Origin of the sequence: Promicromonospora sp. NFX87 (assembly GCF_048564965.1) — a bacterium.
Taxonomy (GTDB): Bacteria; Actinomycetota; Actinomycetes; order Actinomycetales; family Cellulomonadaceae; genus Promicromonospora.
The window spans coordinates 3,195,651-3,215,988 of record NZ_CP183413.1 but is presented as its reverse complement, the minus strand read 5'-3'; the positions used below and the strand labels follow the sequence as shown (position 1 = coordinate 3,215,988).

The following is a 20,338-nucleotide window of genomic DNA, read 5'->3' as shown; positions in this document are numbered from 1 at the left end:
GGTGCGCCCGGCGGCCCGCGCGGGGGTCAGCCAAGCTCGCGGAGTTGCACCTTGTCGAAGGTTGCCGTTATCGGCGGGGTGGGGCCGCCGCCCGCGTAGATGCCTACCTTCGGGGTGGTGTTCGCCGGGAGGGTCCAGGTGGCGCCGAAGCGCCAGGTCCGGCCGTCGCGCGAGGACGCAGCCCGGTACTCGTGCTCGCCGGTGTCCGGGTCGGTGGTGTGGAACAGGCGCAGGTGCATCGTGTCGGCGACCGGCCCGGAGACGTGTCCGCCGAACCAGGTACGCCCGTCGGCCGTGAGCTCCTTGCCGAACTCCACCTGACGGGTCTGCCAGATCGACACGGGCGCGAGCCGCAGGAAGTCGTCGTCGCCCGCGTGCACCAGCAGGCCCGCCTGCTGGTAGTTGCGCACTGTGTTCTCGCCCAGCGGCAGCGTGACGGTGGCCTCCAGCACGAAGTCGCCCTCGGGCGCGTCGCGCAGCAGCGCGGGCGCGTCGTTGGCCGACCCCACCAGGTCGTGTCCGGTCAGCGGCCAGGACAGGGCGCCGCCCGCGATCTCGACGCCGTCCGGCCCGGTCGACGGGGCGTGCAGCCAGCTCCAGCCCGGGTCCAGGTCGCCGTCGAACTCCTCGGCGAACGTGACGGCACCCGCCCGCGGCTCGTCGACCCGCCGGGTCACCGGCTCGTGCGCCGGCACGACGGTCAGGTTGTCGAGCTGCGCCTCGCCGCCGTCGGCCGCCAGGCTCACGGGAGCCCGCCGGGGGAGCGCGGTACGCGGTTCGAACCGCACCTCGGCGTCGACGTCGCCCAGACCGCTCGACGAGAGCCGGGCGGCGACCGCCCCGTCCCGCGCCTCGACGGTCAGCACGTGCCAGTCGCGCAGGTCCGCGTTCGTGGGCAGCGCGGCCCGCACCTCCCGCCGCCCCTGTCCGACGACGAGCTCGCGCGCCTCGGCGTCCAGCCGCACCGACACGGCGGCCCGACCGGACCCGCCCAGGGTCGCCGTGAACGAGGCGTCGGTGCCGGGCAGCCGCACGTCCGCCTCGATCCGCACGTCACGCGGCGCAGGAGCCGTCCGCACGACGGCGGCGTCCCGCCGGCCCGGCACCAGCCGGGCGAGCGCGCCCGCGTCGCCGGCGTCGTCGAAGCCCCGGGCGAACGTGCCAGAGACCCGCCGCAGACCGGATCCCGACGCCGGGTCGCCGCTCACGATGCCGAGCCCGCTCGCGGCGACCGGCCCCGGCTGCGGGCCCTCGCTCGGCCCCGCCCCGGCGTTGACCACCGGCCAGCCGTCTATCCAGTCCATCCGGTCGATCAGCGTGGGGCGCCGGTTCACGCCGCCGGGCTGCTCCAGCCACGCGTCGTCCTTGTCGATCGCGTGGTACAGCATCCAGTCCTGCCCCGCGGCGTCGGTCAGCACCGCGTGGTGCCCGACGCCGATCCACCGGTTCCCGTTCTGCGCCACCACCTGCGTGCCGCCCACCCGCGACTCGTTCAGGCTCACGCCCTCGTGATCCGTGAACGGGCCCAGCGGCGACCGCGCCCGCCCCGCGTAGACGCTGTACCCCGTGACCGGCCCGGCGCAGCAGTTCGCCGACGACCCCATCAGGTAGTACCAGCCGTCCCGCTTGACCACGAACGCGCCCTCGTACCGGTCCGCGACCGTCACCCGCGTGAGCTCACCCACCGCCCGCGTGCCGGTCTCGTCCAGCCGCGTGACCCAGAGGCCGCCGTTGAAGCCGCCGAGGTAGAGGTAGCGCGACCCGTCGTCGTCGGTGAACAGAGCAGGGTCGATGGTGTTCAGATAGGTGTCGCCGCCCGCGGGGCGCGGGTCCAGGACCGGCCCGCCGGAGTCGGTCCACGGCCCCGTCGGCGTCGGCGCGGTCGCCACGCCGATCGTGTAGTCCCACGGGTCGGAGTTCGCCGCCGTGTCGGTCACCGTGTAGTACATGACGTACCGGCCGTCCACGTACCGGATGTCCGGCGCCCAGAAGTACGAGGCGCTCGCGGCCCAGGAGGGCCGGTTCTCGTCGTCGAAGATCGTGCCCACGTACTCCCAGGACTCCAGGTCCCTCGACCTCGAGACGTGCATGTTGCCGAACGGCCCGCCCGAGACCAGCGGGTCGCTCGTCGCGTACAGGTACCACCAGCCGTCCTTGCCGCGGATGATCGCGGGATCGGCATAGGTGTCGGCGAACGGCTCGGTGATCGGGTTCGTGAAGGTGGTGGCGGGCGGCTGCGCGCTGCCCGACGGCGGTGGCGCCGCCGCGGCCGGGGCCGTGGCACCCAGGGCCAGCGCGAGCGAGGCGAGCACGGCGACGAACCGTATCTCCATGTGTCTCATCCCTTCGGCGGTCGCGCCACGTCACCGGCGACGTGGCCGCCGCATCGTCACCACGGAGTACCTGGTACAACGTAGTACCAGACGTGAAGGTACCGTCGCCGAGCGGTCCCGTCCAGGGCCGGAGCGACGACCCCGACACGACGCACGCGACACGCCGACGATTCCGTGCAGCGTGTCGGGGTCGCCCGGGTGCCCGGCGTCCGAGTGAGGCAACGCACCGTAATCCCTGGCCCCGACCCCGTAGACTGAAAGGGCCCCCGCCGCTGTGGGCCGAACGACCAACCACCACCCCAACCGTGAGGAACACCTGCGTGATCACTGCCCATGGCGTCGAGCTGCGCGTCGGCGCGCGCGTGCTGCTGAGCGAGGCGAACTTCCGGGTTGCCTCGGGCGACCGGATCGGTCTGGTGGGCCGTAACGGTGCAGGCAAGACCACGCTGACCAAGACCCTCGCGGGCGAGACCCTCCCCTCGGGCGGGCAGATCGTGCGCGGTACCGACATCGGCTACCTGCCGCAGGACCCCCGCACCGGCGACCTCGAGGTCCTCGCGATGGACCGCGTGCTGTCCGCGCGCGGCCTGGACAAGGTCATCTCCAAGATGCGCCAGGCCGAGGGCGAGATGGCGTCCCTCGACGAGGCGACGCAGAACGCCGCGATGGAGCGCTACCCCAAGCTCGAGGCGCGCTTCCTGGCGGCCGGCGGCTACTCCGCGGAGTCCGAGGCGCAGATCATCACCGCGAACCTGGGCCTGGACGAGCGCGTCCTGGCGCAGCCGCTCAGCACGCTCTCCGGTGGCCAGCGCCGTCGGATCGAGCTGGCGCGCATCCTGTTCAGCGGCGTCGAGACGCTGCTCCTGGACGAGCCGACCAACCACCTCGACGCGGACTCCATCATGTGGCTGCGCGACTACCTCAAGGCGTACAACGGCGGGTTCATCGTGATCAGCCACGACACCGACCTGCTGCGCGCCACCGTGAACAAGGTGTTCCACCTGGACGCCAACCGCGGCGAGCTCGACCAGTACAACCTCGGCTGGGACACGTACCTCGAGCAGCGCGAGACGGACGAGCGGCGTCGTCGGCGGGAGCGGGCGAACGCCGAGAAGAAGGCCGGCACCCTGCTCGCCCAGGCCGAGAAGATGCGCGCCAAGGCGACCAAGGCCACCGCCGCGCAGAACATGATCAAGCGCGCCGAGAAGATGCTCGGCGGGCTTGAGGCCGAGCGCGTCTCCGACCGCGTGGCCAACCTGCGCTTCCCGACGTCGGCGCCCTGCGGCCGCACGCCGCTCACCGCCAACGGCCTGTCGAAGGCGTACGGGTCCCAGGAGGTGTTCGCCGGGGTCGACCTGGCGATCGACCGCGGGTCCCGCGTCGTCATCCTCGGTTTCAACGGTGCGGGCAAGACGACGCTGCTGCGGATCCTCGCGGGCGTCGAGGCGGCCGACACCGGCGAGGTGGTGCCCGGGCACGGGCTCAAGCTCGGCTACTACGCCCAGGAGCACGACACGCTCGACATGAACGTGACGGTCGTGGAGAACCTGCGGCACGCCGCGCCCGACCTCACGGACACGCAGGTGCGGTCGGTGCTGGGCTCGTTCCTGTTCAGCGGGGACGACGCCTACAAGCCGACCAACGTGCTGTCCGGCGGCGAGAAGACGCGGCTCGCGCTCGCGACGATCGTCGTGTCCGGCGCGAACGTGCTGCTGCTCGACGAGCCCACGAACAACCTCGACCCGGCGTCGCGCGCCGAGATCCTCGGGGCGCTCAAGACGTACGAGGGCGCGGTAGTGATGGTCACGCACGACGACGGCGCCGTGGAGGCCCTGGAGCCGGAGCGCGTGCTGCTGCTGCCCGACGGCGACGAGGACCTCTGGAACGACAGCTACCAGGAGCTGGTCTCCCTCGCCTGACCCCGACCCGGCTTTCGCCGAAGTAGAGCGCATGTCCGGACGCACGCTCTACTTCGGGAACGTCCGGCACGCGAGATAGAGGGTGTGTCCGGACACACCCTCTACTTCGGCGACAGGGGTCAGCGGAGCTGGGCCTCTATCAGCGCGTCTTCCTCGTCCTCGGCCGTCTGACGCCGTTCCCGGGCCGGACGTCGCGCCCGCACGCCCTCGCCGTCCGCCGCTTCGCCGGTGGCCAGCAGCAGGTCGCCCGCCGACACCGACTCGCCCCGCAGCGCCCCCCGCTCCCGGCGCCACAGCAGCACGTACCCGCTGATCGCGCCGATCGCAAAGATGCACCACTGGAACGCGTACGACAGGTGCGACCCCGGGTCGGTGTCCGGCTTGGGCAGGGAGGCCAGCCCGGTCTGCGGCGCCGGCTCCTCGGCCCGCAGCGCGCCGTACGCGCCCACGGTGCGGCCCTCGGCCCAGGCGGCGCCGTCCGGCCCGGCCGCGAGCACCTGCTCGGTCGAGATCGCCTGCACCTGCCCGGGCGGCGCGTCGCGGTCGGAGGCGGGCTCGTCGGCCCGCAGCGACGCCACGACGGTCACGGTGCCCGACGGCGGCGCGGGGACGGCGTCGGGCCGCGACCCGTCGGCGCCGAGCGGCACGAACCCGCGGTCGATCACGATGACGACGTCCTGCCCGCCGACCCGCGCCTCGAACGGGACCAGCACGTGGTACCCGCCCTGTCCGCCCACGGGCCGGTTGCGCAGCAGCACCGTCGCGTCGGCGACGTACTCGCCGGTGAGCTCCACCCGCTGCCAGACCTCGTCCTGCGGCACGACGGCGCCCGGCCCGGGCAGGACCTCGTCCACGGGCACCACCGGCGCCGACCAGTTGGCGTTGACGAGGTCGATCTCGGCGTTGCGCGACTCGGCGCGGTCCCACTGCCAGCGGCCCGCGACCAGGCACAGGGCGGCGAGGACCACGGCGGCCACCGCCAGGATCACCCACTGGCGCGTCGTGCGCGGACCGCGGGACTCGTCGCCCCGGGCGCTGGCGGCGCCGTCGCTCACGACACCCGGTCCAGTTCCGCCACTGCCACCGTCTGCTTCCAGAACGACCGCGACGCGAGGAACTGCTCGAGGTGCTCACGGTGCTCGTCGCACGCGAGCCAGACCTTGCGGCGTTCGGGCGTGTGCAGCTTGGGGTTGTTCCACAGCAGCCCCCACGCGGCTTGCTCGCGGCAGCCCTTGGCGCTGCAGACGAGCTCGCCCTCGGGCACGGGGTCGGGTGCTGGGCCGGAGAGGCCGAGGAGGTCCATCGGTAGTTCCCTCAGTCGTCGACGTGGTCGATGACGCGCCCGGCGCCGGGCGCGTCCGGGGCGGAAGCCGGGGCCCGCGGCACGTCGGGGGCGGCGTCGGACAGCTCGGTGAGCGCGGGCGCCGCGGCGGGCGTCACGGGCGAGGTGTTGTGCGTGACCTGGTCCCGCCCGGAGTTCGCGATGAGCACCGCCGAGTAGGGCAGCACCACGGCGGCGGCGACGAGCGCCCAGCGGACCCAGCCGTCCACCAGCACCGCGCCGATGATGCACACCACGCGGATGGACATCTGGATCAGATAGCTGCGCGTGCGGCGCGCCTGGTCCACTGCCAGCGGCTCGGGGGCCGAGGTGATGGACGGAACCGGCTCGCTCATCTCGCCAGTCTACGTCCGGGACGTGCACGTCAGACACGCCGCCGGACGTCCGGACGCGCGGCGTTGCTCACAGGTTGTTGTAGAAAACCGACAAGGACCGGTGGATCCCTGTGGGCCCGCCGCGCGCGGCGTCCGCCCGACGCGCGGGGTAGCGTCGCAACGGACCCGGATCGAGCCAGGTACCGGCCGCCGCCCCAGCCTCGCGCGGCCTCATGCGAACGTGCATCATCACAGCATCGAGGAGTTCAGGTGACCACCACGCCCGACACACAGAGCATCGCCGCAGGTCCTACCGGCCGGGTAGTCGTCGTGACGGGCGCCGCGCGCGGCATCGGCCGCGCGATCGCCGAGCGTTTCGTGGCCGACGGCGACCGTGTCGCCACCATCTACCGTGGTGGCGACCTGCCGAAGGGCGTCGAGGCCTATGTGGCCGACGTCACCGACTCCGCCGCCGTCGACGCCGCGTTCACCGCCATCGAGAAGGACATGGGTCCCGTCGAGGTGCTCGTGGCCAACGCCGGCGTCACCAAGGACCAGCTCCTGATGCGCATGAGCGACGACGAGTTCGAGTCCGTGGTCGACGTCAACCTCACCGGGACGTTCCGCTGCGTGCGCCGCGCGTCGAAGGGCATGATCCGGGCCCGCAAGGGCCGCATCGTGCTGATCGGCTCGATCGTCGGCATGTCCGGCGGCCCCGGCCAGGTCAACTACTCGTCGTCCAAGGCCGCCCTGGTCGGCATGGCGCGGTCGATCACGCGCGAGCTCGGGGCGCGCGGCATCACGGCGAACGTCGTGGCGCCGGGCTACGTCGAGACGGACATGACCGCCGCGCTGTCCGAGGACGTGCGCGCGGGCTACCTCAAGACGATCCCGGCTGGGCGCTTCGCCTCGGCGGACGAGATCGCGTCCGTGGTGTCGTTCATCGCTTCCGACGCCGCGGGCTACGTCTCCGGCGCGGTCATCCCGGTCGACGGTGGTCTCGGGATGGGGCACTGAGCCGTACTCTGGCCGCCGCGGCCTGCGGTTTTGCCCGAACATATCCACCACTTTTGCCATGAGGCACGGCGCGGAGTTTCGTTCCACGCCGTAACTCGCACTACGCTCGCACCCAGCGCAGGGGTTGCTTCGGCACGCCTGCGCCCGAACGGAAGGACAACATGGGTCTCCTCGAAGGTAAGAAGCTGCTCGTCACGGGCGTGCTGACGGACTCGTCGATCGCATTCCACGCAGCCCGGCTCGCTCAGGACGAGGGCGCCGAGGTGATTCTCTCGTCCTTCGGGCGGCAGATGAAGCTCACGCAGGCCTTCTCGAAGCGGCTGCCGGTCGAGGCACCGGTGGTCGAGCTGGACGCGACCAACCAGGAGAACCTCGACGCGCTGGCCGACGCCGTGCGCGCGGAGGGCTTCGACAGGCTCGACGGCGTGGTGCACTCGATCGGGTTCGCCCCGCAGTCCGTCATGGGCGGCAACTTCCTCACGGGTACCTGGGAGGACGTCGCCACCGCGCTGCACGTCTCCACGTTCTCGTACAAGTCGATAGCCGTTGCCGCGCGTGAGCTGATGACGGACGGCGGCGCCGTCGTCGGGCTGACGTTCGACGCGCAGTTCGCCTGGCCGGTCTACGACTGGATGGGTGTGGCCAAGGCCGGCCTGGAGTCCGCGAACCGCTACCTGGCGCGCGACCTCGGCCCCGAAGGAATCCGCTGCAACCTCGTCTCGGCAGGGCCCATCCGCACCACCGCCGCTAAGTCCATCCCGGGCTTCGCGACGATGGAGGACGCCTGGCCGACCCGAGCCCCGCTCGGCTGGGACCAGACCACGGCTGAGCCGGCGGCACGTGCCGTGTGCGCGCTGCTGTCGGACTGGTTCCCGGCGACGACCGGCGAGATCGTGCACGTCGACGGCGGCGTGCACGCCATGGGTCAATAGATGGGCAGGAGGCACTGATGGGCAGAGCGTCGGGCACGGAGCCCACTACGTCGCCGGTGCGGCGACTGGTGCTGCTCCGGCACGCGAAGGCGGAGCCGCCGTCGGAACTTCCCGACGAGCAGCGGCCGCTCGCGTTGCGTGGCCGGGACCAGGCGGCGAAGGTCGGTGCGGCATTGGTCGCGTCCGGCCTCGTGCCCGACGCCGTCCTCGTCTCCGGGGCGGTGCGCACCCGGCAGACGTGGGACCTCGCGCGCAAGCACCTGGGGGAGCCGCCGGTGGCGTACACCGACGAGCTCCTGGGAGCGATGCCGCGCGGCGTCCTCGCGCTCGTGCGCGAGCTCGACCCCGCCAGCCGGACCGTGCTCGTGATCGGTCACGAGCCCGCGATGGCGGGCACCGCCGAGCTGCTGGCCGGCCCGGGGTCGGAGGACGGCGCGCTCGCGCAGGTCCGCGTCGGCGTCCCGACGGCGACGTACTCCGTCCTGGAGGCCGACGCCCCGTGGTCCGACTGGGACCGGAAGCTGGCCCGCCTGACAGAGGTAACCCGCCCCGCCTGACCTGACGTGTCAGAAACCAACGGACGTGTCAGACGTACAAGTCACCCCGGTGACCTGAGCGTCTGACACGTCCGTCGGTTTCTGACAGGTGGGCTCAGAGGAGGTCCAGGACCTTGTCCAGACGGTCCTCGATCGAGTGGGGGGCCTGTTCCCGCACTACCGGCTTGGCGTTGAAGGCCACGCCTACGCCCGCGATCTCGATCATGCCGAGGTCGTTCGCGCCGTCGCCGACGGCGACCGTGTGCTCCAGCGGGATGTGCAGGTCCTTGGCCCACTCGCGCAAGGTCGCGGCCTTCGCCGCGCGGTCGATGACGGGGCCGACGGTGCGGCCGGTCAGCACGCCGTCCGCGACCTCGAGGCGGTTGGCGCGGAGCAGCGTGATGCCGAGCTCCTGCGCGACCGGCTCGACGATCTCCGCGAAGCCGCCGGACACCAGCCCGAACGCCCAGCCGCGCGCCTGGCACTCGGCCACGAGCTCGCGCGCGCCCGGCGTCAGCTCGACGGCGGCGCGCACCTTGTCCAGCGCCGCGACGGGCACGCCCGCGAGGGTCGCGACGCGCTCCCGCAGGGACGCCGCGAAGTCCAGCTCTCCGCGCATCGCCCGCTCGGTCACGGCCGCGACCTCGTCGCGGGTGCCGGCATGCTCGGCGATGAGCTCGATGACCTCCTGGCGGAAGAAGGTCGAGTCCACGTCGGTCACGATGAGTCGCTTCACGGGCACCAGTGTGCCGGACTACCTCGTCGCTCCGCCGAGCGGTCCACGTACCGCGGTAACCCACGCCGAACGTAGGCCCGGTCGCCGTCCCGCAGGCGAACGTAGGGGTGGTCGCCGTCCGAAGGCTCGGACAGCGACCACCCCTACGTTCGGCGCCTCACGCTCGGGCGTCTCGCACCGTCAGTCGACGACCGTGCCCTTCGGGACCACCGTCAGGCCCGACTCCGTGACCGTGAAGCCCCGCGCGCGGTCCTCGTCGTGGTCCACGCCGATCCGGGCCCGCTCGTTGACGATGACGTTCTTGTCGACGATCGCCCGGTGCACGTGCGCGTACCGGTGCACCTGGACGTCGTCCATCAGCACCGAGTTCGACACGTTCGAGTACGAGTGCAGGTGCACACCCGGCGAGAGCACCGACCCCGCGGCCTGCGCCCCCGAGATCAGCACGCCCGGCGACACGATGGACTCCGCCGCGTGCCCCATCCGGCCCGGACCGGCATGCACGAACTTCGCCGGCGGCAGGCCGGTGTAGCCCGTGTACAGCGGCCAGTCGTAGTTGTAGAGGTTGAAGATCGGGTGCACGGCGATGAGGTCGACGTGGGCGTCGTAGTAGGAGTCGATGGTTCCGACGTCCCGCCAGTAGCCGCGGTCCCGGTCGGTGGACCCGGGCACGTCGTTGCGGATGAAGTCGTACACGCCGGCCTCGCCCTGCGCGACGAACGCCGGGATGATGTCGCCGCCCATGTCGTGCCGGGAGTCCGGGTTCGCCGCGTCCTTCGTGACGGCCTCGACCAGCGCGTCGGCGTCGAACACGTAGTTGCCCATCGAGGCGAGGATCTCGCCGGGGGAGTCGGGCAGACCCGTGGGATTGGTCGGCTTCTCCAGGAACTCGCGGATCTTCGTCGGGTCCGCGGGGTCGACGTCGATGACGCCGAACTGGTCGGCCATGCCGATCGGCTGCCGGATCGCGGCCACCGACGCCCGCGCCCCCGACTCGATGTGCGCGTCCACCATCTGCGAGAAGTCCATGCGGTAGACGTGGTCGGCGCCGACCACGACCACGATGTCGGGCCGCTCGTCGTCGATGATGTTGAGGCACTGGTAGATCGCGTCGGCGCTGCCGAGATACCAGTGCTTGCCCACACGCTGCTGCGCGGGGACGGGCGCCACGAAGTTGCCCAGCAGCGGCGACATGCGCCACGTCTTGGAGATGTGACGGTCCAGGGAGTGGGACTTGTACTGCGTCAGCACGACGACGTGCAGGTAACGCGAGTTGACGATGTTGGAGAGAGCGAAGTCCACCAGACGGTAGATGCCGCCGAAGGGCACTGCGGGCTTGGCGCGGGCGGCGGTCAGCGGCATGAGCCGCTTTCCCTCGCCGCCGGCGAGGACGATCGCTAGGACGCGAGGAGCGGAAGCCATACGGGTGACATTAGGCCCTTTTGCGCTGGTCCGTCATTTGGCACGCTGAGAGTTCGCGCACGCTAGGTTGGCAAGATGTCCGACGTCGCTGCCGCCCCAGGCTTCGCCCCCCGTTCCGTTCCCGCCCCGGGCCCCGCGCCCCGCACCGCGCAGCGGCCCGCCGACAGCCTCCGGGTCGACCTGCTGACCCGCGAGTTCCCGCCGCACGTCTATGGCGGTGCGGGCGTCCACGTGGCCGAGCTCGCCGCGGTGCTCGCGCAGCACGCCGACGTGCGGGTGCGCTGCTTCGACGGCCCGCGCGACGCCGCGACCGAGGCGTCCGGCGTCACCGGGTACGTGACCCCGAAGGCGCTCGCGGGCGCGAACGCCGCACTGGCCACGCTGGGCACGGACCTCGTCATGGCCGACGACGTAGCGGGCGCCGACCTGGTCCACTCCCACACCTGGTACGCCAACATGGCCGGCCACCTGGGCGGCCTGCTGCACGGCGTGCCGCACGTGGTCACCGCGCACTCCCTGGAGCCGCTGCGCCCCTGGAAGGCCGAGCAGCTCGGCGGCGGTTACGCCCTCTCATCGTGGGCCGAGCGCACCGCCTACCTGGGCGCGGCTGGCGTCATCGCCGTCTCGGCGGGCATGCGGGCCGACATCCTGCGCGTCTACCCGGAGCTCGACCCCGAGCGCGTGCACGTGGTGCACAACGGCATCGACCTGTCGGGCTGGCGCCGCCCCGCCGCGGACGACGATGCCGCGCAGACCGCCGCAGAGGCGACCGTGCGCCGCCACGGCATCGACCCCGACCGGCCGGCCGTCGTGTTCGTCGGCCGCATCACCCGGCAGAAGGGTCTGCCGTACCTGCTGCGCGCCGCCGCCGAGCTGCCCCCGGAGGTTCAGCTCGTGCTGTGCGCGGGCGCACCCGACACCCCGGAGATCATGGCCGAGGTCCTGCGCTTGGTCGAACGCCTGCGCGAGTCCCGGACCGGCGTCGTCTGGATCGAGGAGATGCTGCCGCGTCCCGACCTGGTCGCGGTCCTGGCGGCCTGCACGGTCTTCGTCTGCCCGAGCGTCTACGAGCCGCTCGGCATCGTGAACCTCGAGGCCATGGCCGTGGGCCTGCCCGTGGTCGGCACGGCGACGGGCGGCATCCCCGAGGTGGTCGACGACGGCGTCACCGGCCTGCTGGTCCCCATCGACCAGTCCGACGACGGCACGGGCACGCCGCTCGACCCCGACCGCTTCGTCGCCGACCTCGCGGGGGCGCTGACCCGCGTCGCCACCGATCCCGAGGGGGCAGCGGCGATGGGGGCCGCCGGACGCCGTCGGGCCGAGGAGCGCTTCACCTGGTCGGCGATCGGCGAGCGCACCATGGACGTCTACCGGCAGGTGCTGGGCCGGGCCTGACCGCCCGCCCGCGGCGAGGCGGTCAGCGGACCTCGCCGTAGGTGGCCGCGCTCATCGCGTGGCGGGCCGTACGGTCGACCTCGCGCAGCGCCGTGGAGCGCTGGTCGACCTGGAAGACGTTCACCGCGCCGCCGTCGTCGACCGTGCCCAGGGCGACGATGGCGCGCAGGCGGCTGGCCAGGTCCAGCACCCGGGCGCGCCGCCCGTCGAGGTGCGGGACCGGCCAGGACGACGTGCTGGCGGACCGGATCCGCTCGATGGCGTCGGCGGCGTCGTCGCGCCAGCGGGCGACGTCGAGCTGGTCGAGGGCGTCGGTGGCGGTCATCAGGCTCGTGCGGAGCTCACGCTCGGCGTCGGCGACCGAGCCGATGGCGCCGAGCACGAGGGTGGTCCACGCGGGGACCTCCAGCACCTGCCACGTCACCATGTGCCCGGGCTCGATATGGCTGCCGAACGCCTGGACCTTCGGCACCGCCGCCCAGCTCCCGTCCGGCGTCGTGACCACCACGCACTCCCCGGCGTCCGTCGCCTCGAGGTTGGCGGCCGCGGGCACACCCGCCGGGTCGCCGGGCGCGGGCAGCAGCGCGCAGACCTCGCGCGGGCCCGTCGTCCAGGCGGTGAAGAGCGTGTCGAGGTCGGTGCCGTCGGTAAAGCCGGGTAGCCCCTCCACGGTGTGCGGCTCGTCGTCGCCCACCACGGACTTCACAGCGTCCGAGGTGTCGCCTATGCCCTGCAGCCACAGGGCGAGCAGCACGCTCCGGGGGAGGTCCTGATCGGTGTCCACCGCAGAACTGTAAATGACTGCTCCTCAGGTAAGGTCGGGACCCATGAGCTCGGTTCTCCAACTCACGGGCGTCACCGTCCGTCGCGGCACCTCGACCATCCTCGATTCCGTGGACTGGCAGGTGAACGAAGGAGAACGGTGGATCGTGCTCGGCCCGAACGGTGCGGGCAAGACCACTCTCCTCCAGATCGTCGCGGCGCGCCTCCACCCGACGTCGGGTACGGCGAAGATCCTCGACTCGACCCTCGGCCGGGTCGACGTGTTCGAGCTCCGCCCGCGCATCGGTATCTCGAGCGCGGCGCTCGCCGAGCGCCTCCCGACGGCGGAGTCGGTGCGCGACGTCGTGCTGACCGCCGCCTACGGCGTGACCGGACGCTGGCACGAGACCTACGACGAGCTCGACGAGCAGCGCGCGAAGGACCTGCTGGCGCTGTTCGACGTCGACCACCTCGCCGACCGCACCTACGGCACCCTGTCGGAGGGCGAGCGCAAGCGCGTGCAGATCGCCCGCGCCCTCATGACCGACCCGGAGCTGCTGCTGCTCGACGAGCCCGGCGCCGGGCTCGACCTGGGCGGCCGTGAGGAGCTGGTGGGTGCGCTGTCCGAGCTTGCGAACGACGAGCTGTCGCCCGTCCTCGTGCACGTGACGCACCACGTCGAGGAGATCCCGCCGGGCTTCACGCACCTGCTGCTGATGAAGAAGGCGGGCATCCAGGCCGCCGGCCCGATCGAGGAGGTCCTCACAGCGGACAACCTGTCGGCGGCGTTCGGGCTCCCGCTCCTCGTGGCGCACGGCGGCGGGCGCTGGCTCGCTCGCGCGGCCCGCTGAACCGCGGTCCGATCCGGCCGCCCACCGGTCCGCCGATCCGGCCTCGAATCGCGCGTTCTCAATACGTCTCGGCCGGCGTCGACGCTGAAAAATTCAGCGCCATAAAGAAACCAAGTTGAAACACTGGTTTTGCTACCGCAGTGTCAGTGGACCTTGGTAAAGTCCGGGCAAAGGTCCGAGGTGGCGGTAGATTCACCGCGAGGACCCGTCGACGGAGAGGTTCCGTCGACGACCGGTCACCAGCCGGAGTGGAAGCTCGGAGGGAGCACCCATGGCCTGGTTGTGGTGGGTAGGCGCAGCGCTGATATTCGCGTTGATCGAACTCTTGTCACTGGATTTCGTCTTCATCATGTTCGCGGGCGGCGCGCTGGCCGCAGGCGTGGCGAACGCGGCCGGTACTCCGCTGTGGGTGCAGGCGATCGTCTTCGTCGTGGCATCCGTGGTGCTGCTCGTGACGCTGCGGCCCACGCTCATTCGTCACCTGCGCAACAGCACGCCGAAGGCGCCCACCAACGCCGAGGCGAACGTGGGGCGCACCGCGTCGGTGGTCCAGGAGGTCAGCACCGCGTCCGGGCTGATCAAGCTCAGCGGAGAGGTGTGGAGCGCGCGAGCCGTACCCGGGTCGCCTCTGCTGGCTGCCGGCACTAGCGTTCGTGTGGTCCAGATCGACGGCGCGACCGCCGTCGTCGAGCCGGCCTGACCGCTTGGCGCCTGGCGCCAGGCGCGACCTTCTTTGTCGCGGTCCCAGCGTGTGTCGTAGTCCCAGCGTGAAGCAGTCCCAGTCAGAAGCTTGAAACATTCCGTGCGGGCCTAGGTGCCCGCGTAAGGAGACGTCGTGGCAGCATTCGGGCAAGTCCTGCTCTATCTGATCATTGCCCTGGTCGTGATCGTCGGCATCGTTGCGGTGATCCGTGCGGTGCGGATCGTTCCTCAGTCGGTGGCGCTCGTGGTCGAGCGCCTCGGTCGGTACTCGAAGACCCTCGACCCCGGCCTGCACGTGCTGGTGCCGTTCGTCGACCGGGTCCGCGCCGGCGTCGACCTGCGTGAGCAGGTCGTGTCGTTCCCGCCCCAGCCGGTGATCACCAGTGACAACCTGGTCGTCGAGATCGACACCGTCATCTACTTCCAGGTGACGGACGCCAAGTCCGCGGTCTACGAGATCGCGAACTACATCACGGCGATCGAGCAGCTGACCGTCACGACGCTGCGTAACGTCATCGGCTCGATGGACCTGGAGCAGACGCTCACCAGCCGTGACCAGATCAACGGCCAGCTCCGTGGCGTGCTGGACGAGGCGACCGGGCGCTGGGGTATCCGCGTCAACCGTGTCGAGCTCAAGTCGATCGAGCCGCCGCCCTCGATCCAGGGCGCGATGGAGCAGCAGATGCGCGCCGAGCGCGACCGCCGTGCCGCGATCCTGACCGCGGAGGGCATCAAGCAGTCCGCGATCCTGACCGCCGAGGGTGAGAAGCAGTCCGCGATCCTCACCGCCGAGGGTGCCGCGCAGTCGCAGATCCTGCGGGCCGAGGGTGAGTCGCGCGCGATCCTCCAGGTCTTCGACGCCATCCACCAGGGCGACGCGGACTCCAAGCTGCTGGCCTACCAGTACCTGCAGATGCTGCCGAAGATCGCGCAGGGCACGTCGAACACGACCTGGGTCATCCCCACCGAGTTCACCGCGGCGCTGGGCAGCATCGCCCAGGGCTTCGGCGGCACGCCGGGCACGCCGGGCATCCCGACGCCTCCTGGCGGCGGCAGCCCGTCCGACGGCCCGCGCCCGACCGCGGCGCCGGTCCTCGACAAGCCGCTGCTGCAGGACCCGAGCGAGGCCCTCGCCGAGGCGCAGCGCCAGGCGGAGGCCGCCGTGGCCGACGCGACGAGCGCAGGCACCCGGTCGGGCGAGCCGTTCGACCCGAGCCACGAGCGCGGGCAGCGACCGGCCGGTGGCACGACGCCGCCCCCGCCGGTGCCCCCGGCCCCGCCGGCCCCGCCGGCCGGCTGACCCCGAGCGTAAGAACGACGAAGTAGAGCGCCTGTCCCGCTCTCCCTGGTGTCACGAGGGAGAGTCGGACAGGCGCTCTACTTCGTCGTTCTTACGCTCCCCGGATAACGAGTTGCGGAGTGAGTGCTCACTCATTTAACGTCCTGGCATGGACAACGCACGACGGCGGGCAGCCCCGATGGCGCCCGAGGACCGCAAGGCGGCCATCGTCGACTCGGTGCTCCCGCTGGTCGGGGAGCGGGGGGTCGACGTCACCTCGCGCGAGCTGGCGCAGGCCGCCGGCGTCGCGGAGGGCACCCTGTTCCGGGCGTTCGGCGACAAGACGGCGCTGGTCGGGGCGGTAGCGGTCGAGGGGCTGCACCGCGCGGCCGGGCCGGAGCAGGCGCTCGCCGAGCTCACCGCCATCGACCCCGGCCTCCCGCTGGAGCGGCGGCTGGAGCTCGTGATCGAGACGGGCCGCGGCCGCGCTGCGGAGGCTATGCGGTGGATGTCCGTGCTGCGTCACCTGCAGGCAGCCCTGCCCCCGGTCGACGATGACACCTCGCGCCAGCGGATGACCGCGTTCCGTGACAAGTTCATGGCCCAGCGCCTGAGCCAGCACGAGGCTACCGTCGCGGGCATCACGGCAGTCCTGGCGCCCGACCTGCACCGCCTGCGCGTCCCTGTCGACGTGGCGATCTCGCTCATCGAGTCGGCCATCGCGGGCGCGCACATGCGGTTCGACAACCTGTTGCCGACGATCCCCGCCGACGTCCTTGCCGACGCCCTCGTGAACGGCCTCGCCGGTCCACCGAACGAGCCGGCGAAAAAGTCTGGCCCTGAGCTCCCGGACGCAGCAGCCTCCAGTACTGCGGTCAGTACTGCGGCACCGGGCGCCCCAATCCCTGGTTCTCCAGCCCCCAGCCTCGAAGGGAACTGTCTCTAAATGCTTGTCACGCTTGCCCGAAAGTACTTGGGCCCGTACCGCTGGGCGGTGGTAGCGGTGCTCGTCCTGCAGCTGGTGCAGACGCTCGCGGCGCTCTATCTGCCCAGCTTGAACGCAGACATCATCGACGACGGAGTGGTGGCCGGCGACATCGGCCACATCTGGCGCACCGGCGGCTGGATGCTCGTCGTGTCGCTGGGCCAGGTCGTGGCCTCCGTCGTCGCGGTCTACTTCGGCGCGCAGGTCGCCACGGCCTTCGGCCGGGACCTGCGACGCGACCTGTTCCACACCGTGCAGACGTTCTCCGCGCGGGAGATGGCGCAGTTCGGCGCGCCGACCCTCATCACGCGCGGTACCAACGACGTGCAGCAGGTCCAGATGACCGTGCTCATGACCTTCACCATCATGGTGATGGCGCCGATCATGCTGGTCGGCGGAGTCATCCTGGCGCTGTCCGAGGACGTCACGATGTCCGCCCTCCTGCTGGTCATCGTGCCGGTGTTGGCCGCGACGGCTGGCGTCATCGTGTGGCGGATGGTGCCGCACTTCCGGCGCATGCAGAAGCGCATCGACGCCATCAACAGCGTGCTGCGCGAGCAGATCACCGGCCTGCGGGTCGTGCGCGCGTTCGTGCGTGAGCGCCGCGAGAAGGAGCGCTTCGGCGTGGTGAACGAGGAGCTGTACGACACCTCGCTTCGCGCCGGCCGCCTGATGGCGCTCACGTTCCCCGTGGTCATGCTCATCATGAACATGTCCTCGGTGGCGGTGCTGTGGTTCGGCGCGCGGGAGATCGAGGCGGGGGGCATGCAGATCGGCTCGCTGACGGCGTTCCTGAGCTACCTCATGTACATCCTCATGGCCGTGATGATGTCCACGATGATCTTCATGATGATCCCGCGTGCGGCCGTCGCCGCGGAGCGGATCGGGGAGGTCCTCGAGACGACGTCGTCGGTGGTCGATCCGGAGAATCCGGTGCGGTTGGTCTCGACAAGCTCGACCAGCGAGGACGAAGGCCCGCGCGGCCGCATCACCTTCGAGGACGTCGAGTTCCGCTACCCGGGCGCCGAGGCGCCAGTGCTGCACGACCTGACGTTCGCCGCCGAGCCGGGCCAGATCACTGCGATCATCGGCTCGACGGGCGCGGGCAAGTCGACGCTGCTCAACCTCGTGCCACGCCTGTTCGACGCGACGGGCGGCACGGTCCGCGTCGACGGGATCGACGTCCGCGACGTCACGCAGCGCGACCTGGGCTCGCTCATGGGGCTGGTGCCGCAGAAGGCGTTCCTGTTCACCGGGACCATCGCGGACAACCTCCGGTACGGCAAGCCCGACGCCACCGAGGAGGAGATGTGGGCGGCGCTCGAGGTGGCGCAGGCCCGTGACTTCGTCGAGGCGCTGGGCAACGACGAGAACGGCAGCGGCCTCGAGGCGGTGGTGGCGCAGGGCGGTGCCACGTTCTCCGGCGGGCAGCGGCAGCGGCTGGCGATCGCGCGTGCGGTGATCCGCAGACCGCGGATCTACCTGTTCGACGACAGCTTCTCCGCGCTCGACTACGCGACCGACGCGCGGCTGCGGGCGGCCCTGCGGCCACAGGCCCGGGACGCGACGACGATCATCGTGGCCCAGCGGGTCGCGACCATCCGCGATGCCGAGCAGATCCTGGTGCTCGACCACGGCCGCATCGTCGGCAGGGGCACGCATGCGGAGCTGCTGGCCGACAACCCGACGTACCAGGAGATCGTGACGTCCCAGATGAGCCTGGAGGAGGCAGCGTGAGCGGCGTGAGCGGGGAAGAGAAGACGACCAAGGCCGCGCCGTCGGCGCCGCCCGGCCCGCCCAACCCGCGCCCGGGACCCGGGCCGATGGGCAACATGGGCATGCCCGTGCAGAAGCCCATGGACTTCAAGGGTTCGCTGCGCCGGTTCGCCGGCTCGTTGCGGCCCGAGCGGCTGAACGTCGTGGTCCTCATGGTGTTCGGGATCGGCTCGGTGGCGCTCACCGTGCTCGGCCCCAAGCTGCTCGGCGACGCGACGAACGTGATCTTCGCGGGCTTCGTGGGCGCGCAGCTACCCGCGGGCGGGACCACCGAGCAGGCGATCGCGGCGCTCCGGGCCCAGGGCCAGGACCAGATGGCCGATCTCCTGTCGGGTGTGCCCGGCGTCGTGCCCGGGCAGGGCATCGACTTCGCGCTGCTGGCGCAGACGCTCGGCTGGGTGGTCGCGGCGTACGTCGGGGCGTTCCTGTTCGGCTGGCTGCAGGCGCGCATCACCACCGGCGTCGTGCAGCGCACCATGCGGGACCTGCGGGACCAGGTGGAGGCGAAGCTGCACCGCATCCCGCTGTCGTACGTGGACGCCAAGCAGCGCGGCGAGATCCTGTCGCGCGTCACCAACGACATCGACAACGTGGCCCAGACGACCACGCAGACCCTCGCGCAGCTCGTCACGGCGGCGCTCACCGTGGTCGGCGTGCTCTTCATGATGTTCTGGATCTCGCCGATCCTGGCGCTCGTCGCGCTGGTGACCGTGCCGCTGTCCGTGGTCATGACCATGCAGATCGCCAAGCGCAGCCAGCCGCAGTTCGTCGAGCAGTGGGCGGCCACGGGGCGTCTCAACGCGCACATCGAGGAGTCGTTCACGGGCCACGCGCTCGTGAAGGTCTACGGGCACCAGGAGTCCACCGCCGAGGCCTTCGCCAAGGAGAACGCCTCGCTGTACGGGGCGAGCTTCAAGGCGCAGTTCATCTCGGGCACCATCCAGCCCGCCATGGGGTTCCTCGCGAACCTGAACTACGTGATCGTGGCGGTCATCGGCGGGCTCCGCGTGGCGTCGGGCACGCTGTCGCTGGGTGACGTGCAGGCGTTCATCCAGTACTCGCGCCAGTTCACGCAGCCGCTCACGCAGGTGGCCTCGATGATGAACCTGCTGCAGTCCGGCGTCGCCTCCGCGGAGCGGGTGTTCGACCTCCTGGACGCGCCGGAGCAGACCGCCGACCCGGCAGAGTCGCAGAAGGTGGAGCCCGTGCGCGGACGGGTCGCGTTCGAGGACGTCTCGTTCTCGTACACGCCCGACCAGCAGCTCATCACCGGGCTCAACCTGGTCGCGGAACCGGGCCAGACCATCGCCATCGTCGGTCCCACGGGCGCCGGCAAGACGACGCTGGTCAACCTCCTCATGCGGTTCTACGAGGTGGACGGCGGGCGCATCACCCTGGACGGCGTCGACACGCGCGACATGTCGCGCGACGACCTGCGCTCGTCCGTCGGGATGGTGCTCCAGGACACCTGGCTCTTCAAGGGCACCATCGAGGAGAACCTGCGGTACGGGGTGGCGGACGGCGCCACGGTGGACGAGGAGCAGTTCCTCGCCGCCACCCGGGCGACCCACGTGGACCCGTTCGTGCGGACCCTGCCCGACGGTTACGACACCGTCGTGGACGAGGAGGGCTCAAGCGTCAGCGCGGGGGAGAAGCAGCTCCTCACCCTCGCGCGGGCGTTCCTCGCCGACCCGGCGATCCTGGTGCTCGACGAGGCGACGTCGTCCGTGGACACCCGCACCGAGGTGCTGGTGCAGGAGGCCATGAACCGGCTGCGCAAGGACCGGACGTCGTTCGTGATCGCCCACCGGCTGTCCACGATCCGCGACGCCGACGTGATCCTCGTGATGGAGCACGGCGACATCGTGGAGCAGGGCTCGCACGAGGACCTGCTCGCGGCGAACGGCGCGTACGCGCGGCTGTACGCGAGCCAGTTCGCGGCCCCGGCGGTGGAGGAGCCGGCGGCGACGTAACCCCGACCGGCCCGTTGGTTGAGCCCCACCCCGTTGGTCGAGCTTGTCGAGACCCCCGCCG

General features: G+C 71.3%; 18 protein-coding genes. 11 read left to right on the top strand and 7 right to left on the bottom strand.

What is annotated here, in order from left to right:
* Positions 1-26: 26 nt before the first annotated feature.
* On the bottom strand, positions 27-2,333 hold the full coding sequence (locus ACNYC2_RS14440; RefSeq protein ID WP_419707691.1) for a family 43 glycosylhydrolase: 2,307 nt from the start codon (positions 2,331-2,333) through the stop codon (positions 27-29).
* A gap of 320 nt (positions 2,334-2,653) precedes the next feature.
* Here ACNYC2_RS14440 and ACNYC2_RS14435 point away from each other — a divergent pair, with 320 nt between their 5' ends.
* Positions 2,654-4,252, top strand: coding sequence for an ABC-F family ATP-binding cassette domain-containing protein (locus ACNYC2_RS14435; protein ID WP_419707690.1), 1,599 nt, complete (start codon positions 2,654-2,656; stop codon positions 4,250-4,252).
* A 119-nt stretch (positions 4,253-4,371) separates the two neighbouring features.
* On the opposite strand, the gene ACNYC2_RS14430 is transcribed toward ACNYC2_RS14435, so the two are convergent.
* From ACNYC2_RS14430 to ACNYC2_RS14420, 3 genes are read right to left on the bottom strand one after another with little or no spacing between them, the layout of a single operon-like run.
* A complete protein-coding gene (locus ACNYC2_RS14430; protein WP_419707689.1) occupies positions 4,372-5,307 on the bottom strand; it encodes an SURF1 family protein in 936 nt (311 codons plus the stop codon).
* A complete protein-coding gene (locus ACNYC2_RS14425) occupies positions 5,304-5,555 on the bottom strand; it encodes a hypothetical protein (protein ID WP_419707688.1) in 252 nt (83 codons plus the stop codon). The genes ACNYC2_RS14430 and ACNYC2_RS14425 overlap by 4 nt, the downstream gene beginning before the upstream one ends.
* A gap of 11 nt (positions 5,556-5,566) precedes the next feature.
* A complete protein-coding gene (locus ACNYC2_RS14420) occupies positions 5,567-5,929 on the bottom strand; it encodes a DUF3099 domain-containing protein (protein ID WP_419707687.1) in 363 nt (120 codons plus the stop codon).
* A 249-nt stretch (positions 5,930-6,178) separates the two neighbouring features.
* On the opposite strand from ACNYC2_RS14420, the gene fabG reads away from it, so the two are divergent.
* From fabG to ACNYC2_RS14405, 3 genes are all read left to right on the top strand, one after another.
* Complete coding sequence (gene fabG, locus ACNYC2_RS14415) at positions 6,179-6,925, top strand: 3-oxoacyl-ACP reductase FabG (RefSeq protein WP_419707686.1); 747 nt, start codon at positions 6,179-6,181, stop codon at positions 6,923-6,925.
* A 161-nt stretch (positions 6,926-7,086) separates the two neighbouring features.
* Positions 7,087-7,857, top strand: coding sequence for an enoyl-ACP reductase FabI (fabI, locus tag ACNYC2_RS14410; RefSeq protein ID WP_419707685.1), 771 nt, complete (start codon positions 7,087-7,089; stop codon positions 7,855-7,857).
* A gap of 17 nt (positions 7,858-7,874) precedes the next feature.
* Positions 7,875-8,414 (top strand): SixA phosphatase family protein, encoded by a 540-nt coding sequence (locus ACNYC2_RS14405; RefSeq protein WP_419707684.1) that lies wholly within the window; start codon positions 7,875-7,877, stop codon positions 8,412-8,414.
* Positions 8,415-8,508: 94 nt separating this feature from the next.
* Here ACNYC2_RS14405 and serB read toward each other — a convergent pair whose 3' ends face one another.
* The gene (serB, locus tag ACNYC2_RS14400) at positions 8,509-9,135 is read right to left on the bottom strand and encodes a phosphoserine phosphatase SerB (protein WP_419707683.1); all 627 of its coding nucleotides are present in this window, start codon (positions 9,133-9,135) and stop codon (positions 8,509-8,511) included.
* 174 nt (positions 9,136-9,309) lie between these two features.
* Positions 9,310-10,551, bottom strand: coding sequence for a glucose-1-phosphate adenylyltransferase (gene glgC / locus ACNYC2_RS14395; protein WP_419707682.1), 1,242 nt, complete (start codon positions 10,549-10,551; stop codon positions 9,310-9,312).
* Between the two features lie 75 nt (positions 10,552-10,626).
* On the opposite strand from glgC, the gene glgA reads away from it, so the two are divergent.
* Positions 10,627-11,949, top strand: coding sequence for a glycogen synthase (gene glgA / locus ACNYC2_RS14390; RefSeq protein ID WP_419707681.1), 1,323 nt, complete (start codon positions 10,627-10,629; stop codon positions 11,947-11,949).
* A gap of 22 nt (positions 11,950-11,971) precedes the next feature.
* Here glgA and ACNYC2_RS14385 read toward each other — a convergent pair whose 3' ends face one another.
* Positions 11,972-12,733, bottom strand: coding sequence for a hypothetical protein (locus ACNYC2_RS14385; protein WP_419707680.1), 762 nt, complete (start codon positions 12,731-12,733; stop codon positions 11,972-11,974).
* A 43-nt stretch (positions 12,734-12,776) separates the two neighbouring features.
* Between ACNYC2_RS14385 and ACNYC2_RS14380 the strand changes: the two genes are divergently transcribed.
* The 6 genes from ACNYC2_RS14380 (at position 12,777) to ACNYC2_RS14355 (ending at position 20,277) form a co-directional block, all read left to right on the top strand.
* Positions 12,777-13,562 carry an ABC transporter ATP-binding protein gene (locus ACNYC2_RS14380; protein WP_419707679.1) on the top strand — a complete coding sequence of 262 codons (786 nt, stop codon included), beginning with the start codon at positions 12,777-12,779 and terminating at the stop codon, positions 13,560-13,562.
* 271 nt (positions 13,563-13,833) lie between these two features.
* Complete coding sequence (locus tag ACNYC2_RS14375) at positions 13,834-14,262, top strand: NfeD family protein (RefSeq protein ID WP_419707678.1); 429 nt, start codon at positions 13,834-13,836, stop codon at positions 14,260-14,262.
* Positions 14,263-14,397: 135 nt separating this feature from the next.
* Complete coding sequence (locus ACNYC2_RS14370; protein ID WP_419707677.1) at positions 14,398-15,564, top strand: SPFH domain-containing protein; 1,167 nt, start codon at positions 14,398-14,400, stop codon at positions 15,562-15,564.
* A gap of 148 nt (positions 15,565-15,712) precedes the next feature.
* The gene (locus ACNYC2_RS14365; RefSeq protein ID WP_419707676.1) at positions 15,713-16,489 is read left to right on the top strand and encodes a TetR/AcrR family transcriptional regulator; all 777 of its coding nucleotides are present in this window, start codon (positions 15,713-15,715) and stop codon (positions 16,487-16,489) included.
* Positions 16,490-18,265, top strand: a complete 1,776-nt coding sequence (locus tag ACNYC2_RS14360; protein WP_419707675.1) for an ABC transporter ATP-binding protein — start codon at positions 16,490-16,492, stop codon at positions 18,263-18,265.
* A gap of 86 nt (positions 18,266-18,351) precedes the next feature.
* On the top strand, positions 18,352-20,277 hold the full coding sequence (locus ACNYC2_RS14355) for an ABC transporter ATP-binding protein (protein WP_419707834.1): 1,926 nt from the start codon (positions 18,352-18,354) through the stop codon (positions 20,275-20,277).
* Positions 20,278-20,338: the final 61 nt, after the last annotated feature.